Here is a 15,091-nt window from a genome sequence, read left to right on the forward strand (position 1 = left end):
GGAAAGGGGCCGCACCCCCGCAAGGGTGCGGCCCCTTTCACCGGCTCAAGCGAGCACAGCGATCACGCAGCGTCAGGCCGCGATGACCTCGATGTTGACCTTGGCGGCAACCTCGGGGTGCAGACGTACGGACGTCTCGTGGGCGCCCAGGGTCTTGATCGGAGCGGTCAGCTCAATGCGGCGCTTGTCGACCTCGGGGCCACCGGAAGCCTTGATCGCGGACGCGATGTCGGCCGGGGTGACAGAACCGAAGAGACGGCCGGCGTCGCCGGAGCGGACGGCCAGACGGACCTTGACGCCCTCGAGCTGAGCCTTGACCTGGTTGGCCTGCTCGATGGTCTGGATCTCGTGGATCTTGCGAGCACGACGGATCTGCTCGACGTCCTTCTCGCCACCCTTGGTCCAGCGGATAGCGAACTTCCGCGGGATCAGGTAGTTGCGAGCGTAACCGTCCTTGACGTCGACGACGTCGCCAGCGGCACCGAGGCCAGAGACCTCGTGGGTGAGGATGATCTTCATGTGTCGGTCACCCTTCCCTTAGCGCGCGGTGGACGTGTAGGGCAGCAGCGCCATCTCACGGCTGTTCTTGACGGCCGTGGCGACGTCACGCTGGTGCTGCGTGCAGTTGCCGGTCACGCGGCGGGCACGGATCTTGCCGCGGTCGGAAATGAACTTCCGCAGCATGTTCGTGTCCTTGTAGTCCACGTACGTGACCTTGTCCTTGCAGAAAGCGCAGACCTTCTTCTTAGGCTTGCGCACAGGCGGCTTCGCCATGGTGTTTCTCCTGTGTGATCAAGAAGTTGGGGTGCGAGCCCTTAGAAGGGGGGCTCGTCCGAGTAGCCGCCACCGCCGCCAGAGCCACCGGAGCCGCCGCCCCAGCCGCCACCACCCTGGTTGCCACCGGCGGGAGCGCCGGTCGCCCACGGGTCGTCGGCCGGAGCGCCGCCGCCCTGCTGGCTGCCACCCTGCTGACCGCCACCGGGGCCACCGCCCCAGCCGCCGCCCTGCTGGCCGCCACCGCCGCCGTAACCGCCCTGGCCACCGCGGCCACCACCGGCGGTCTTGGTGACCTTGGCCGTGGCGTTGCGCAGGCTGGGGCCGACTTCCTCGACGTCCAGCTCATAGACCGTGCGCTTGACGCCGTCACGGTCCTCGTAGGACCGCTGCTTCAGCCGGCCCTGCACGAGCACGCGCATGCCTCGCTGGAGCGACTCGGCGACGTTCTCCGCCGCCTGACGCCAGACCGAGCAGGTCAGGAAGAGGCTCTCGCCGTCCTTCCACTCGTTCGTCTGACGGTCGAAGGTGCGGGGAGTGGACGCGACGCGGAACTTCGCGACCGCCGCACCGGACGGGGTGAAGCGCAGCTCGGGGTCGTCGACAAGATTGCCGATGACCGTGATGACGGTCTCGCCTGCCATGGGGGAACCTCTCGGCGGGTTTGCTGCTGGCTGCTGGGTGCTGCTACTCGAATCCCGAGATCAGCTGAGCGGAAGGCTCAGTGCATCTCGGGGCGGAGGACCTTGGTCCGGAGGACCGACTCGTTCAGGTTCATCTGGCGGTCGAGCTCCTTCACGACCGCAGGCTCGGCCTGCAGGTCGATGACCGAGTAGATGCCCTCGGGCTTCTTCTTGATCTCGTACGCGAGACGACGACGACCCCAGGTGTCGATCTTCTCCACCTTGCCGTTGCCCTCACGGACGACGGAGAGGAAGTTCTCGATCAGGGGGGCGACAGCGCGCTCCTCCAGATCGGGGTCGAGGATGACCATCACCTCGTAGTGACGCATGTGGAACCCACCTCCTTTGGACTCAGCGGCCACGGTCGTTCCGTGGCAGGAGGGTTGTTATGCGTGCGCAACGGTATCGGCCACCACTGACAATCAGGGGCCGGTAGGGGCTCCCGCAGTGTGACCTGGGCAGGGGTGGGCAGACACCGGTGCAGACGGTACAGACTACCCGCACACCCGCTTCCGGTTGAAATCCGGGCGTGAGGGCCGTCACCCTGTACACGTCGGGTGTGTACGGCGCTACTATGCGCCGCCTTCCGCAGGAGGTGCCCATGGCACAGGTAATGCATCCCAACATCGCCGGTTCCCTCTTCGCCACGGACGGCAAGCGCCGTCCGCTGCAGGACGTCCTGATGGGGGTCACGCTCGTCCTCGGCGTGCTGTCCTTCATCACGTCCTTCTTCCACAGCCTGCACCTGCTCACGTCGTGGGCGGGCCTGGCGGGCCTGCTGGTCGGTATCTACGGACAGTGGATCTCCGTGACCACGCGTGAGCGCTTCGGTCTGATCCTGGGTCTCGGCGCCGCGGGGGTCGGTTTCCTGATCGGCATGGCACACGGCGGGCTGTTCGGCGGAGTCATCGGCAGCTGACCGTGGGACGGGCGTCCGCCCCCTCCCTTTCCCGCCCCACGGACCACCCTGATCACACGTCCGGCCGGGACTAAGGCCCGTACGCCCAGTCGGGGCGCTCGCAAGGCGCAGTAGGCTTCGGCGCGAGAGCCGGAGCCCCTGTACCCATGGGGACACACCAGCCCGAGGAGCGCCCCGAATGAGCCTGACCCTGAGGACCATCAGCCGCGAGCAGCATCTGGCCTACATCCAGAGCCTGCCGGCGGCGAGCCACATGCAGGTCCCGGCCTGGGCCGACGTCAAGGCGGAGTGGCGCTCGGAGAACCTGGGTTGGTTCGACGAGCGCACGGGCGAAATGGTCGGCGCGGGTCTGGTCCTGTACCGCCAGCTGCCCAAGATCAAGCGCTACCTCGCGTACCTCCCCGAGGGCCCGGTCATCAACTGGTTCGCGCCGAATCTGGACGACTGGATCCAGCCGATGCTGGCGCACCTGAAGCAGCAGGGTGCCTTCTCGGTGAAGATGGGCCCGCCGGTGATCATCCGACGCTGGAACGCGGAGACCATCAAGAGGGGCATCCAGGACCAGGACGTCAAGCGGCTGCGCGACATGGAGGCCGACTTCATCGAGCCGCGCGCCTTCGAGGTGGCCGACAAGCTGCGCCGTATGGGCTGGCAGCAGGGCGAGGACGGCGGCGCCGGCTTCGGCGACGTCCAGCCCCGCTACGTCTTCCAGGTGCCGCTGGCGAACCGTTCCCTGGAAGAGGTCCACAAGAACTTCAACCAGCTGTGGCGGCGCAACATCAAGAAGGCCGAGAAGGCCGGCGTCGAGGTCGTCCAGGGCGGCTACCAGGACCTGGCCGAGTGGCAGCGGCTGTACGAGATCACCGCCGTGCGCGACCACTTCCGGCCGCGCCCGCTGTCGTACTTCCAGCGCATGTGGTCGGCCCTCAACACCGAGGACCCGAACCGGATGCGGCTGTACTTCGCCCGGCACAACGGCGTGAACCTCTCCGCCGCGACGATGCTGATCGTCGGCGGGCACGTCTGGTACTCCTACGGCGCCTCCGACAACATCGGCCGTGAGGTCCGGCCCTCGAACGCGATGCAGTGGACGATGCTGCGCGACGCCTACGCGCTCGGCGCAACCGTCTACGACCTGCGCGGCATCTCCGACTCGCTGGACGAGACAGACCACCTGTTCGGCCTGATCCAGTTCAAGGTCGGCACCGGCGGGCAGGCCGCCGAGTACCTCGGCGAGTGGGACTTCCCGCTGAACAAGCTGCTCCACAAGGCGCTCGACATCTACATGTCCCGTCGTTGAGCCATGGCCGTTTGATTCCATAGCCTTCACAGCTCTGACACCCCCGCTGCACCGCAGCCACGAGAAAGGTTCCGGGTCCGGCCATGGCGCTCACGCTCTACGTCGACACCGCGCGCTGGCGGGCGCACCACAAGCACGTGCAGGAGCAGTTCCCGGGACTCGTCCCGGTCTGCAAGGGCAACGGCTACGGCTTCGGGCATGAACGGCTCGCCGAGGAGGCCACACGGCTCGGCTCGGACCTGCTCGCCGTCGGCACGACCTACGAGGCCGCACGTATCAAGGACTTCTTCGGCGGTGACCTGCTGGTCCTGACGCCCTACCGGCGCGGCGAGGAGCCGGTGCCGCTGCCCGACCGGGTGGTGCGCTCGGTGTCGTCGGTGGACGGCGTGTACGGGCTCGTCGGCGCCCGTGTCGTCATCGAGGTGATGTCCTCGATGAAGCGGCACGGCATCAGCGAGCAGGACCTGCCGCAGCTGCACCACGCCATAGAGAACGTCCGGCTGGAGGGCTTCGCCATCCATCTGCCGCTGGACCGCACCGACGGCTCGGACGCCGTCGAGGAGGTCATCGGCTGGATGGACCGGCTGCGCGCGGCCCGGCTGCCCCTGCACACGATGTTCGTCAGCCACCTCAAGGCCGACGAACTCATCCGGCTCCAGCAGCAGTTCCCGCAGACCCGGTTCCGCGCCCGTATCGGCACGCGGCTGTGGCTGGGGGACCACGACTCCACCGAGTACCGCGGTGCCGTCCTGGACGTCACGCGCGTGGCCAAGGGCGACCGGTTCGGCTACCGGCAGCAGAAGGCGGCCTCGGACGGCTTCCTGGTCGTCGTGGCGGGCGGAACGTCGCACGGGGTGGGCCTGGAGGCCCCGAAGGCCCTGCACGGCGTAATGCCCCGCGCCAAGGGCGTCGCACGAGCCGGCCTCGCCACGGTCAACCGGAACCTTTCTCCGTACGTCTGGGGCGGCAAGCAGCGCTGGTTCGCCGAACCGCCGCACATGCAGGTGTCGATCCTGTTCGTGCCCTCGGACGCCCCGGAGCCCAAGGTCGGCGACGAGCTGGTGGCCCATCTGCGGCACACCACCACCCAGTTCGACCGGATCGTGGACCGCTGAGCCGGACCCGGAGCAGCAGGAAGGCCGTACACGCGAGGAGCGTGTACGGCCTTCTTCATGACCGTCCGACAGGGCCGTCTGGCCGTTCGCTCAGAGCGAACGACTCTCGGAGGACGGCGGTTGCGGCCTGCCCCAGTCCACCTGAGGCCCCTCGAAGTGGGCCGCGTGCCGGGGCGGATGAGCCGCAGCGCCGAGTACGAAGACATCCTCCGCACCGTCGAGCACCCCGCCCGAGGGGTCGTCGTCGCCGGCCCGGCGCACCACGTCCCGCTCCGGCATGAGGATGTCGCGCACGACAACGGCGCACAGGTACAGCGTGCCCACCAGGTGCAGCACGATCGCCCATTGATAGCCGCTCGTCGGCAGCCCCTTGTGGGCGTCTCCACTGGTCGTGTAGGCGAGGTACATCCAGATGCCCATGAAGTAGGCCAGTTCGCACGCCTGCCAGATCAGGAAGTCGCGCCACTTGGGCCGGGCGAGGACCGCGAGTGGCACCAGCCACAGGACGTACTGCGGGGAGTAGACCTTGTTGGTCAGGATGAAGGCCGCTACCACCAGAAAGGCCAGCTGGGCGAAGCGCGGCCGTCGCGGGGCGGTGAACGTCAGCGCGGCGATGCCGAGGCAGCACAGCAGCACCAGCACCGTGGCGGCGGTGTTCACGAAGCCGGTGGAAGGCGGGTTGCTGGAGTTCTGCGCCCAGATCAGCCAGAAGGAGCCGAAGTCGACACCCCGGTCATGGCTGAACGAGTAGAACTTCGACCAGCCCTGAAAGGCGAACATCATCACCGGCAGGTTCACCACGACCCAGGCGAGCACCGTACTGATCGTGGCCTGGACGAACTCCCGCCACTTCCCGGCCCGCCAGCACAGCACGAACAGGGGGCCGAGCAGGAACACGGGATAGAGCTTGGCGGCCGTGGCAAGGCCCAGAAGCACGCCGAAGGCGACGGGACGGCTCCGGGCCCACATCAGCATCGCGGCGGCCGTGAGCGCCACGGCCAGCAGGTCCCAGTTGACGGTCGCGGTCAGTAGGACAGCGGGTGCCAACGCGACGAGGAGGCCGTCCCAGGGACGCCTGCGGTGGGTGCGGGCCACGCAGACGGCGATGACGACCGCGCACACCATCAGCAGGGCGGCGTTGACGAACCAGTACCACTGCTCCTGGTGCTGGATCGTGCCGCTGTGCGGAGTCAGCCAGGAGGCCACCTCCATGAACACGCCGGTCAGCACCGGGTATTCGAGGTAGCCCATGCCACCGGACATGTCGTCGGGAAGCCTGTCGAAGTACGGCACGAGATGGTCGGCGAAACCGCGCCCCTGATAGAGATGCGGGATGTCCGAGTAGCAGGCCTTCGTGTACTGGGAGCTGGCGCCGAAGAACCAGGCGCTGTGGTAGCACGGCGCCTTCTGGACCAGGCCGAGGGCGAACATTCCGACCGCCACGAGCACGACGATCCGTACCGGTGTCCACCAGGAGGTCCCTAGCAGGGCGCGCCGCCCGAGGGGACCACCGATCAGCTCACTGCCGGCCGCGGCGACCTCGTCCTCGCGGGTCGGCTGCACCGGTTCTGCCGTTACGGGCCGCACGGGCTCGGGCTCGTGCACGCTCGCGGGCGTCATCTCTGCACTGGGCATGGGGCACATCCTGCCGTACGTGTCTAGGAAAAAGCCGAGGGCCGCCGCACCTCCTGGGTGCGGCGGCCCATGTTTCACGTGAAACACCCGCGGTCGGCGATAGGGGCACCAACCGGTCGGGCCCGGCTGCTAACCGTTCGGCCCGGCGAAGATTCCTCCGTTGCCGTTGCCCCGCGAGTTGCCGTTGCCGGTCGTATCCGTGGGAGTGGGCGCCGGAGAGGTTCCCCCGGTGGTGCCGCCCGTGTCCGTGCCACCGTTGGTGTTGCCGTTGCCGTTGCAGTTGTTGCCCCAGCTCCACTGGCAGGTGTCGCTCGCCGTCGGGGACGGGGACGTGTTCGTCGCGCTCGGCGTCGGGCTAGGCGACTGGGTCGCCGACTGGCTCGGCGTGATGCTCGGGGTCGGGGTCGGGGTGGGAGCGCCCGCTTCGTCCTGGACCTTGCCGATCTCGGTGGCGTTCGGGAAACCGAGGTCGTTGGCGTTCTTCAGCGCGGCCTTCATGTACTCGGTCCACACCGACGTCGGGATGTCACCACCATGGATCGACTCCACGCCGGCCGTGCCGTTCATGGACAGCAGTTCGTGGTCCTTGGGGTTCTCACGGAACATCGCCACCGAGGTGGACAGCTGCTGGGTGTAGCCGACGAACCAGGCCGACTTGTTGCTGTCGGTGGTACCGGTCTTGCCCGCCGCCGTACGGCCCAGGGCCTTGGCGTTCTCACCTGTACCGTTCTGGATCACGTTCTGGAGGACGTCCGTGACGTTGTTCGCCACGTTCTCGGGCATCGCCGAGGTGATCTTCGGCTTGGTGAAGCCCGGCATCTCCTGACCGTCCTTCTTCACGGAGGTCACCGAGTACGGGTCCGTGTGCTCACCGGAGGCGGCAAAGGTCGAGTACGCGTCAGCCATGCGGATCGCGCTCGGGGTCGAGGTGCCGATGGCGAAGGACGGGTTCAGCGTCGAGAAGCTGTCGTCGAGGATCCCCGACGCCTTGGCGACGTCCCTGACCTTCGTCAGCCCCACATCCACGCCGAGCTGCACGAACGGCGTGTTGATGGACTGCTCCATCGCCTTGCGCAGGGAGATGTAGCCCCACTTGTGAGGGCTCTCGTTGTTCTGGAAGAAGTACGAGTTGTCCTTGTTGAGGTAGTACGACCCGTCGGGCTTGGTCACCTTGAGGTGGTCGTTGCCGTTGTACTTGCTCAGCGGGGAGATGCCCTGACCACCGGAGTTGTAGGTGCCGTACTCCATCGCCGCGGCAAGGACGAACGGCTTCCACGTCGAACCGACCGGGACACCGGAGGTGTCGGCGTTGTTCGTGAAGTGACCGTTCTCGTATCCGTCACCGCCGTACAGAGCGACGATCGCGCCGTCCTTGGGCTTGACCGACGCCGCACCGAACTGGACGTACTTGTCCAGGTCACGGTTTTTGGGGTCGAGGCGCTCCTTCTGGACCTTCTTCACGGCCGCTGCCAGATCGTTGACCTTGTCCTTCTCGAAGGTCGTCTTGATCTGGTAGCCGCCCTGGTCGAACTGCGCCTCGGTGATGTCGGAGTGCGCGAGGACGTACTTCTTCGCCGTGTCCGCCAGGTAGCTGATCTGGCCGGTCATGCCCCGCGTCGCCTTGCGGCCGTCGGGCATGGGGTACTTCGCGATGGCGGTCTGGTACTGCGCGTCGGTGAGGTGGTGATCGTTGTGCATCTGCTCGAGGATCCACTTCCACCGTGACTGCGAGCGCGCCGTGTTGGCCTTCTCCGTCGCCGACGGGTCGAGGTCCGCGTTGCCCGCCGGGTCGAAGTACGTCGGGCCCTTGAGTAGCGACGCGAGCACCGCGCACTGGCTCGGCGTGAGGTCCTTCGCGTCCCTGCCGTAGTACGTCTGAGCGGCCGCCTGAATGCCGTAGGCACCACGGCCGAAGTACGAGGTGTTCAGGTAGCCCTGCAGGATCTGCGGCTTGGTGAGCTTCGTCCCCACCTTGATGGAGATGAACATCTCCTTGAACTTGCGGGTGACGGTCTGCTGCTGGCTCAGGTAGGTGTTCTTGACATACTGCTGGGTGATCGTCGAACCACCCTGGGTCTGACCGCCCCGCGCCATGTTGACCACGGCGCGCAGGAGTCCCTGGGGGTCGACACCCGAGTCCTGGTAGAAGCTCTTGTTCTCGGCCGAGATCACGGCCCACTGCATCGCCGAGGGGATCTGGTCGATGCTGACGTTCTGCCGGTTGACGCCGGTGCCCGTGGCCACCATCTGCGTGCCGTCGGCCCAGTAGTAGACGTTGTTCTGGGACTTGGCCGCCGCGTTCTCGTCGGGCACGGAGACCATCGCGTAGCCGACGCCGACCAGCGCGACCAGGCTGCCGACGAAGCCGATGAACATCCCGGTGACGAGCTTCCAGGAGGGCATCCAGCGGCGCCAGCCGTACTTGCCCGACCGGGGGTAGTCGATGAACCTCTTCTTGCCCGGTGCGGTCGTCGCGCGGCCTCCGCCGCGCCCCGGGCCACCCGGGCCGCCGCGCCGGCCGCCCGGACCTGTGTTGTCGGCGCCTCTGCGGCGGCTGCCTCTCTGCGCCGCCCGGCGGGCCTCGGCACGGCCGCCGTAGGGGCGCTCATCACCTCCCGGATCGTTGTCCGACCCATAGGAACTGGACCCATAGGAGTCAGCAGGAGACCCGGTGGCGCCTTGCGGGGTCGCGCGGCGGCCGGAGGACGAGCCGGACTGACCACGTCGGGCCGCGGCACGTCCGCCTCCCTGCGGCGGCGGCGGTTTGCGACGGTGCTCGCTCATCGAACGATTACTCCTCGGGCAGGCGCACCCGTGCGCGCCTGGAACGGCGGCTGATTTCCGGTCCCCCCGGAGTACGGATGCGGTCGGTGCTGCATTCACCCGTACTGCACCGAGGACGATGACGCGCTTCGGACGCCACACGGTTCCCGGTGATGTGCATGCCGCACAGACTACGCATCGCCAAAACCCGCCGAGCCCCGAAGTTCACCCCAAAACAGGCAACTTGCATCGTGTGAATCGGTGATGTGATCCCGTTCACCGTCGTCCCTCTTGTCGCCCGCGGAAGGTCGTTCTATCGTCATGATGTATCGAGTCGATACATCAGCGCGAGATAAAGACGCTGAGAGGCATTGCGAGACCCGTGGAAACGAGCTGCGGGACCGAGAGGAGGCGACGATGAGCCGACGTTCCGGCATCCTCGAGTTCGCCGTCCTCGGCCTGCTGCGCGAGTCCCCGATGCACGGCTATGAGCTGCGCAAACGCCTCAACACGTCCCTGGGGGTGTTCCGTGCGTTCAGCTACGGGACCCTGTATCCCTGCCTCAAGACGCTGGTCGCCAGCGGCTGGTTGATCGAGGAGCCGGGCAACACCCATGAGGACGCCCTCGCCGCCCCGCTCGCCGGACGCCGCGCCAAGATCGTCTACCGGTTGACGGCGGAGGGTAAGGAGCATTTCGAGGAGCTGCTCTCGCAGACCGGCCCCGACGCGTACGAGGACGAGCACTTCGCCGCTCGGTTCGCCTTCTTCGGGCAGACGTCACGCGATGTGCGCATGCGCGTACTGGAGGGCCGGCGCAGCCGCCTGGAGGAGCGCCTGGAGAAGATGCGCGCCTCTCTGGCACGCACGCGGGAGCGCCTCGACGACTACACACTTGAGCTCCAGCGCCACGGAATGGAGTCCGTGGAGCGCGAAGTGCGCTGGCTGAACGAGCTCATCGAGAGCGAGCGGGCCGGGCGGGACCTGAGGGGTTCCGCGTCCGGGGGATCCGCTCAGCAGGACACCACCACTGGATCGACGGGCGGCCTGCCCCGTCCCGGGGACACCCCCCGGACGGATACGCCCGGCGACACCGCCACGTGAGTCCCACTCAGGGCCTCACTCGTACACACAGGGAGCAACCGGAATGGGTTCGGTTCGCGTAGCCGTCGTCGGCGTGGGCAACTGCGCGGCGTCGCTGGTTCAGGGAGTCGAGTACTACAAGGACGCCGACCCGGCGTCCAAGGTCCCCGGCCTGATGCATGTGCAGTTCGGTGACTACCACGTGCGCGACGTCGAGTTCGTCGCCGCGTTCGATGTCGACGCCAAGAAGGTCGGCCTCGACCTCGCGGACGCGATCGGCGCCTCCGAGAACAACACCATCAAGATCTGCGACGTGCCCAGCACCGGTGTCACCGTCCAGCGCGGCCACACCCTCGACGGCCTCGGCAAGTACTACCGCCAGACCATCGAGGAGTCCGAGGCCGAGCCGGTCGACGTCGTCCAGATCCTCAAGGACAAGCAGGTCGACGTCCTCGTCTGCTACCTGCCCGTGGGCTCCGAGGACGCGGCGAAGTTCTACGCCCAGTGCGCCATCGACGCCAAGGTCGCCTTCGTCAACGCCCTCCCGGTCTTCATCGCCGGCACCAAGGAGTGGGCGGACAAGTTCACCGAGGCCGGTGTGCCGATCGTCGGTGACGACATCAAGTCCCAGGTCGGCGCCACCATCACGCACCGCGTCATGGCGAAGCTGTTCGAGGACCGCGGTGTCGTCCTGGACCGCACGATGCAGCTGAACGTCGGCGGCAACATGGACTTCAAGAACATGCTCGAGCGCGAGCGCCTGGAGTCCAAGAAGATCTCCAAGACCCAGGCTGTCACCTCCCAGATCCCCGACCGGGACCTCGGCGAGAAGAACGTCCACATCGGCCCGTCCGACTACGTGGCCTGGCTGGACGACCGCAAGTGGGCCTACGTCCGCCTCGAGGGCCGCGCCTTCGGTGACGTCCCGCTGAACCTGGAGTACAAGCTCGAGGTCTGGGACTCCCCGAACTCCGCGGGTGTCATCATCGACGCCCTGCGCGCCGCGAAGATCGCCAAGGACCGCGGCATCGGCGGCCCGATCCTGTCGGCGTCCTCGTACTTCATGAAGTCCCCGCCGGTCCAGTACTTCGACGACGAGGCCCGCGAGAACGTCGAGAAGTTCATCCGCGGCGACGTCGAGCGCTAACTCGACACGGCACGGCGCGCTCACTCGACACGGCACAGCGCGCCAAAGCGACCGTTCGCACGCAAACGCTCCTGCCAGGGCTGTGAAGGTCCCCGGGTTTCCCGACCCGGGGACCTTCCGCATATGTGAGGCTGGGCGGCATGCCTGTCGTGCGTGACCTGCGCGTCCTGCTGCGTCTTCGGTACTTCCGACGCCTGCTGTACGTCCGCCTGCTCTCCCAGGGCGCCGACGGCGTCTACCAGGTCGCGCTCGCCGCGTACGTCGTGTTCTCCCCGGAGAAACAGACCTCGGCCACGGCGGTCGCCTCGGCGATGGCCGTACTGCTGCTCCCCTACTCCGTGGTCGGCCCGTTCGCGGGCGTCCTGCTGGACCGCTGGCGCCGTCGGCAGGTCTTCCTCTACGGCAACCTGTTGCGCGCACTGATGGCGTCGGCGACGGCCGTGCTGATCGTCGCCCGCGTCCCGGACTGGCTCTTCTACGTCTCCGCGCTGTGCGTCACCGCCGTCAACCGCTTCATCCTCGCAGGCCTGTCCGCCGCGCTCCCTCGCGTGGTCGACCAGGAGCGCCTGGTGATGGCCAACTCCCTCTCGCCGACCGCCGGTACGCTCGCCGCGGCCGCGGGCGGCGGCCTCGCCTTCGTCGTACGGCTGGTGGTGGCCGACTCCGACGCAGCGGTGGTGCTGCTGGGGGCTGTCCTGTACCTGTGCGCGGCGCTCGCGTCCCTGAGTCTCGCGCCCGGGCAACTGGGGCCGGACCCCGAATTGGTCCAGCCCCGCCTGGCGGCGGCGCTCACCGGCACCGCCCGCGACCTGGCCGCAGCCGTACGGCACCTCGTCTCACCGCCACGCCGGGAGGCCGCCTGGGCGCTCGTCACGATGACGCTGCTGCGGTTCTGCTACGGCGCGCTGCTGGTCATGCTGCTGATGCTGTGCCGGTACGCCTTCGCCTCGACCGCGGACGAGGGACTGCGGCTGCTGGGGCTGGCCTTGGGTACGTCGGCTGCCGGCTTCTTCGCGGCAGCCGTGGTGACTCCTTGGTTTGCGGGACGGATCGGCCCGGGACGCTGGATCGCCGTGTGCGCCGGGGCGGCCGCGGTCCTGGAGCTCGCCCTCGGGCTCCCGTTCACCACCGGCCCCATGTTGGTCGCGACCTTCGTCCTGGGTCTGACCACACAGGGCGCGAAGATCGCGACCGACACGGTCGTGCAGTCGTCGGTGGACGACGGCTTTCGCGGGCGCGTCTTCTCCGTCTACGACGTCCTGTTCAACATCGCCTTCGTCGGTGCCGCCGCAGTGGCCGCCCTGATGCTGCCACCGGACGGCCGCTCGCCGACGCTGGTCGTCACAATCGCCATCATCTACGGAGCGGTTGCTGGTGCTATGGGCCGCTTTGAATGCCGGTGAGTGTCACATCAGAGCCACAGAGTCCCCCTGAGCCACAGAAGTGTCATCGGACCCCGGTAACTTACGTGCGTCTTACGCGCCACTTATGTGCGCAGCTCACCCACTCTTCTAGGGGGACCCCCAAAGTGACGACTCCGCCGCCCCAGGGCCAGAATCCATTCGCACAGGGTCAGCCGGGGTACGGCCAGACCCAGGCCCCGTACCCTCCGCAGGGCGGCTACCCGCAGCAGGGCGGCTACGCGCAGCAGCCGGGTCAGCCCGGGTTCCCCCAGCAGGGCGCGGCACCGTATGCACCGGTGCCTCCTCAGCAGCCCAAGCGCAGCGTCAGGAAGTACCTGCGCATAGCCGGCCTCGTCGTCGGCCTCATCGTCATCGCCGGCGGCTGGTACTTCAACCACGCGGACGACACCACAAAGCTGGCTGTCGGTGACTGCCTGACGAACAAGGGCAGCAGCACCGACCCTAAGATCGAGCAGCTGGACTGCAGCGACTCGAAGGCGGACTACAAGGTGCTCAAGAAGGACGGCAGCACCAGCCTGGCCCAGCTCGCCTGCCAGTCGGTCCAGGGAACGACCGCGGCCATCGAGTGGAAGGAAGGCAGCGACTCCTTCGTCCTCTGCCTGGGAGACAACAAGTAGCGCTTGAACGTGCTGTGGGGCGGTGTTTCACGTGAAACACCGCCCCACGGCACGTTCGGTCCGGACGGTGATGTTTCACGTGAAACATCACCCCACTTCACTGCCTCAGCCCTGCTCGGCCCACCACTGCTTGAGCGCCGCCACCGCCGCGTCGTGCTCCATCGGGCCGTTGTCGAGACGCAGCTCCAGCAGGTGCTTGTACGCCTTGCCGACTGCCGGGCCGGGGCCGAGGCCGAGGATCTCCATGATTTGGTTGCCGTCCAGGTCCGGGCGGATGGCGTCCAGCTCCTCCTGCTTCTGCAGCTCGGCGATGCGATCCTCAAGCCCGTCGTAGGCCCGGGACAGCGCCGCGGCCTTCCGCTTGTTGCGGGTGGTGCAGTCCGACCGGGTCAGCTTGTGCAGGCGGTCCAGCAGTGGACCCGCGTCACGGACGTAGCGGCGGACCGCTGAGTCCGTCCACTCCCCGGTGCCGTAACCGTGGAAGCGCAGATGCAGCTCGACCAGCCGCGAGACGTCCTTCACCAGCTCATTGGAGTACTTCAGGGCGGTCATGCGCTTCTTGGTCATCTTCGCGCCGACCACCTCATGGTGGTGGAACGAGACCCGGCCGTCCTTCTCGAAGCGGCGCGTGCGCGGCTTGCCGATGTCGTGCAGCAGCGCGGCGAGCCGGAGCGCGAGGTCGGGACCGTCCTGCTCCAGCGCGATCGCCTGCTCCAGGACGATCAGCGTGTGCTCGTAGACATCCTTGTGCCGGTGGTGCTCGTCCCGCTCCAGGCTCAGTGCCGGCAGCTCGGGCAGCACATGGCTTGCTAGCCCGGTCTCGACGAGCAGGGACAGGCCCTTGCGGGGGTGCGCGGAGAGGATCAGTTTGTTCAGCTCGTCCCGGACCCGCTCGGCCGAGACGATTTCGATACGCCCGGCCATGTCCGTCATCGCGGTGACGACCTCAGGAGCGACCACGAAATCCAGCTGGGCGGCGAACCGGGCCGCCCGCATCATGCGCAGCGGATCATCCGAGAAGGACTCCTCGGGGGTGCCCGGTGTCCGCAGCACTCGGGCCGCGAGGTCCTCGAGGCCGCCGTGCGGGTCAATGAATTCCTTCTGAGGCAGCGCCACGGCCATCGCGTTGACCGTGAAGTCCCGGCGGACGAGGTCCTCCTCGATGGACTCTCCGTACGACACCTCGGGCTTGCGCGAGGTGCGGTCGTAGGCCTCCGACCGGTAGGTGGTGATCTCGATCTGGTAGCCGTCCTTGTGCGCGCCGACGGTGCCGAAGGCGATCCCCACCTCCCAGACGGCGTCGGCCCAGGGCCGGACGATCTTCAGGACGTCCTCGGGGCGGGCGTCTGTGGTGAAGTCCAGGTCGTTGCCGAGCCGGCCGAGCAGCGCGTCGCGCACCGATCCGCCGACCAGGGCGAGGGAGAACCCGGCCTCCTGGAATCGGCGGGCGAGATCATCGGCGACCGGGGCCACCCGCAGCAGCTCGGTGACCGCGCGATGCTGCGCCTGGCTCAGGGCGGAGGGGGTGTCTTCGTTGGGGTTCGGCACAACAGAACAGGGTACGTGCCCCGACGACGAGGGGTGTCCTTCATTTCATCGAGGGGCGGCCCAGTGAAGATCACGGGACGGCCCGG

The 15,091-nt window shown here is 67.5% G+C and carries 14 protein-coding genes; 7 read left to right on the forward strand and 7 right to left on the reverse strand.

Features of this window, described 5'->3' with window-relative positions; all coding sequences use genetic code 11:
* Positions 1 to 72: 72 nt before the first annotated feature.
* The 4 genes from rplI to rpsF all read right to left on the reverse strand — a co-directional run bounded on the left by rplI (position 73) and on the right by rpsF (position 1,786).
* A complete protein-coding gene (gene rplI / locus GQF42_RS22725; RefSeq protein ID WP_158922693.1) occupies positions 73 to 519 on the reverse strand; it encodes a 50S ribosomal protein L9 in 447 nt (148 codons plus the stop codon).
* Between the two features lie 18 nt (positions 520 to 537).
* Positions 538 to 774, reverse strand: a complete 237-nt coding sequence (rpsR, locus tag GQF42_RS22730) for a 30S ribosomal protein S18 (protein WP_003949403.1) — start codon at positions 772 to 774, stop codon at positions 538 to 540.
* 41 nt (positions 775 to 815) lie between these two features.
* On the reverse strand, positions 816 to 1,418 hold the full coding sequence (locus tag GQF42_RS22735) for a single-stranded DNA-binding protein (RefSeq protein ID WP_158922695.1): 603 nt from the start codon (positions 1,416 to 1,418) through the stop codon (positions 816 to 818).
* A gap of 77 nt (positions 1,419 to 1,495) precedes the next feature.
* Entirely contained in the window at positions 1,496 to 1,786 is a 291-nt protein-coding gene (gene rpsF / locus GQF42_RS22740) for a 30S ribosomal protein S6 (RefSeq protein ID WP_053660800.1), read from the reverse strand.
* Positions 1,787 to 2,058: 272 nt separating this feature from the next.
* On the opposite strand from rpsF, the gene GQF42_RS22745 reads away from it, so the two are divergent.
* The 3 genes from GQF42_RS22745 to GQF42_RS22755 all read left to right on the forward strand — a co-directional run bounded on the left by GQF42_RS22745 (position 2,059) and on the right by GQF42_RS22755 (position 4,791).
* On the forward strand, positions 2,059 to 2,376 hold the full coding sequence (locus tag GQF42_RS22745; protein WP_158922697.1) for a hypothetical protein: 318 nt from the start codon (positions 2,059 to 2,061) through the stop codon (positions 2,374 to 2,376).
* A 178-nt stretch (positions 2,377 to 2,554) separates the two neighbouring features.
* Positions 2,555 to 3,676 carry a peptidoglycan bridge formation glycyltransferase FemX gene (gene femX / locus GQF42_RS22750; RefSeq protein ID WP_158922699.1) on the forward strand — a complete coding sequence of 374 codons (1,122 nt, stop codon included), beginning with the start codon at positions 2,555 to 2,557 and terminating at the stop codon, positions 3,674 to 3,676.
* Positions 3,677 to 3,759: 83 nt separating this feature from the next.
* Positions 3,760 to 4,791, forward strand: coding sequence for an alanine racemase (locus tag GQF42_RS22755; protein ID WP_158922701.1), 1,032 nt, complete (start codon positions 3,760 to 3,762; stop codon positions 4,789 to 4,791).
* Positions 4,792 to 4,881: 90 nt separating this feature from the next.
* Here the strand turns inward: GQF42_RS22755 and GQF42_RS22760 are convergent, their stop codons facing one another.
* Positions 4,882 to 6,426, reverse strand: a complete 1,545-nt coding sequence (locus tag GQF42_RS22760) for a glycosyltransferase family 87 protein (protein ID WP_199272759.1) — start codon at positions 6,424 to 6,426, stop codon at positions 4,882 to 4,884.
* A 129-nt stretch (positions 6,427 to 6,555) separates the two neighbouring features.
* Complete coding sequence (locus GQF42_RS22765; RefSeq protein WP_158930457.1) at positions 6,556 to 8,829, reverse strand: transglycosylase domain-containing protein; 2,274 nt, start codon at positions 8,827 to 8,829, stop codon at positions 6,556 to 6,558.
* A gap of 777 nt (positions 8,830 to 9,606) precedes the next feature.
* Between GQF42_RS22765 and GQF42_RS22770 the strand changes: the two genes are divergently transcribed.
* From GQF42_RS22770 to GQF42_RS22785, 4 genes are all read left to right on the forward strand, one after another.
* Entirely contained in the window at positions 9,607 to 10,290 is a 684-nt protein-coding gene (locus GQF42_RS22770) for a PadR family transcriptional regulator (protein ID WP_158922705.1), read from the forward strand.
* A 43-nt stretch (positions 10,291 to 10,333) separates the two neighbouring features.
* On the forward strand, positions 10,334 to 11,416 hold the full coding sequence (locus GQF42_RS22775) for an inositol-3-phosphate synthase (protein ID WP_158922707.1): 1,083 nt from the start codon (positions 10,334 to 10,336) through the stop codon (positions 11,414 to 11,416).
* 140 nt (positions 11,417 to 11,556) lie between these two features.
* Positions 11,557 to 12,819 carry an MFS transporter gene (locus tag GQF42_RS22780; protein WP_158922709.1) on the forward strand — a complete coding sequence of 421 codons (1,263 nt, stop codon included), beginning with the start codon at positions 11,557 to 11,559 and terminating at the stop codon, positions 12,817 to 12,819.
* A 125-nt stretch (positions 12,820 to 12,944) separates the two neighbouring features.
* On the forward strand, positions 12,945 to 13,457 hold the full coding sequence (locus GQF42_RS22785) for an LppU/SCO3897 family protein (protein ID WP_158922711.1): 513 nt from the start codon (positions 12,945 to 12,947) through the stop codon (positions 13,455 to 13,457).
* Positions 13,458 to 13,562: 105 nt separating this feature from the next.
* On the opposite strand, the gene GQF42_RS22790 is transcribed toward GQF42_RS22785, so the two are convergent.
* Positions 13,563 to 15,005, reverse strand: a complete 1,443-nt coding sequence (locus tag GQF42_RS22790; protein ID WP_158922713.1) for a CCA tRNA nucleotidyltransferase — start codon at positions 15,003 to 15,005, stop codon at positions 13,563 to 13,565.
* Positions 15,006 to 15,091 lie beyond the last annotated feature (86 nt).

Origin of the sequence: Streptomyces broussonetiae (assembly GCF_009796285.1) — a bacterium.
Lineage (GTDB): Bacteria > Actinomycetota > Actinomycetes > Streptomycetales > Streptomycetaceae > Streptomyces > Streptomyces broussonetiae.

What these genes read in the sequence shown, in the direction of transcription:
- GQF42_RS22770 (WP_158922705.1), top strand. Translation starts at nt 9,607, where the DNA reads ATGAGCCGACGTTCCGGCATCCTCGAGTTCGCCGTCCTCGGCCTGCTG.
- GQF42_RS22745 (WP_158922697.1), top strand. Translation starts at nt 2,059, where the DNA reads ATGGCACAGGTAATGCATCCCAACATCGCCGGTTCCCTCTTCGCCACG.
- GQF42_RS22760 (WP_199272759.1), bottom strand. Translation starts at nt 6,426, where the DNA reads ATGCCCAGTGCAGAGATGACGCCCGCGAGCGTGCACGAGCCCGAGCCC.
- femX (WP_158922699.1), top strand. Translation starts at nt 2,555, where the DNA reads ATGAGCCTGACCCTGAGGACCATCAGCCGCGAGCAGCATCTGGCCTAC.
- rpsR (WP_003949403.1), bottom strand. Translation starts at nt 774, where the DNA reads ATGGCGAAGCCGCCTGTGCGCAAGCCTAAGAAGAAGGTCTGCGCTTTC.
- GQF42_RS22735 (WP_158922695.1), bottom strand. Translation starts at nt 1,418, where the DNA reads ATGGCAGGCGAGACCGTCATCACGGTCATCGGCAATCTTGTCGACGAC.
- GQF42_RS22765 (WP_158930457.1), bottom strand. Translation starts at nt 8,829, where the DNA reads ATGCCCTCCTGGAAGCTCGTCACCGGGATGTTCATCGGCTTCGTCGGC.
- GQF42_RS22755 (WP_158922701.1), top strand. Translation starts at nt 3,760, where the DNA reads ATGGCGCTCACGCTCTACGTCGACACCGCGCGCTGGCGGGCGCACCAC.
- GQF42_RS22775 (WP_158922707.1), top strand. Translation starts at nt 10,334, where the DNA reads ATGGGTTCGGTTCGCGTAGCCGTCGTCGGCGTGGGCAACTGCGCGGCG.
- GQF42_RS22780 (WP_158922709.1), top strand. Translation starts at nt 11,557, where the DNA reads ATGCCTGTCGTGCGTGACCTGCGCGTCCTGCTGCGTCTTCGGTACTTC.
- rplI (WP_158922693.1), bottom strand. Translation starts at nt 519, where the DNA reads ATGAAGATCATCCTCACCCACGAGGTCTCTGGCCTCGGTGCCGCTGGC.
- rpsF (WP_053660800.1), bottom strand. Translation starts at nt 1,786, where the DNA reads ATGCGTCACTACGAGGTGATGGTCATCCTCGACCCCGATCTGGAGGAG.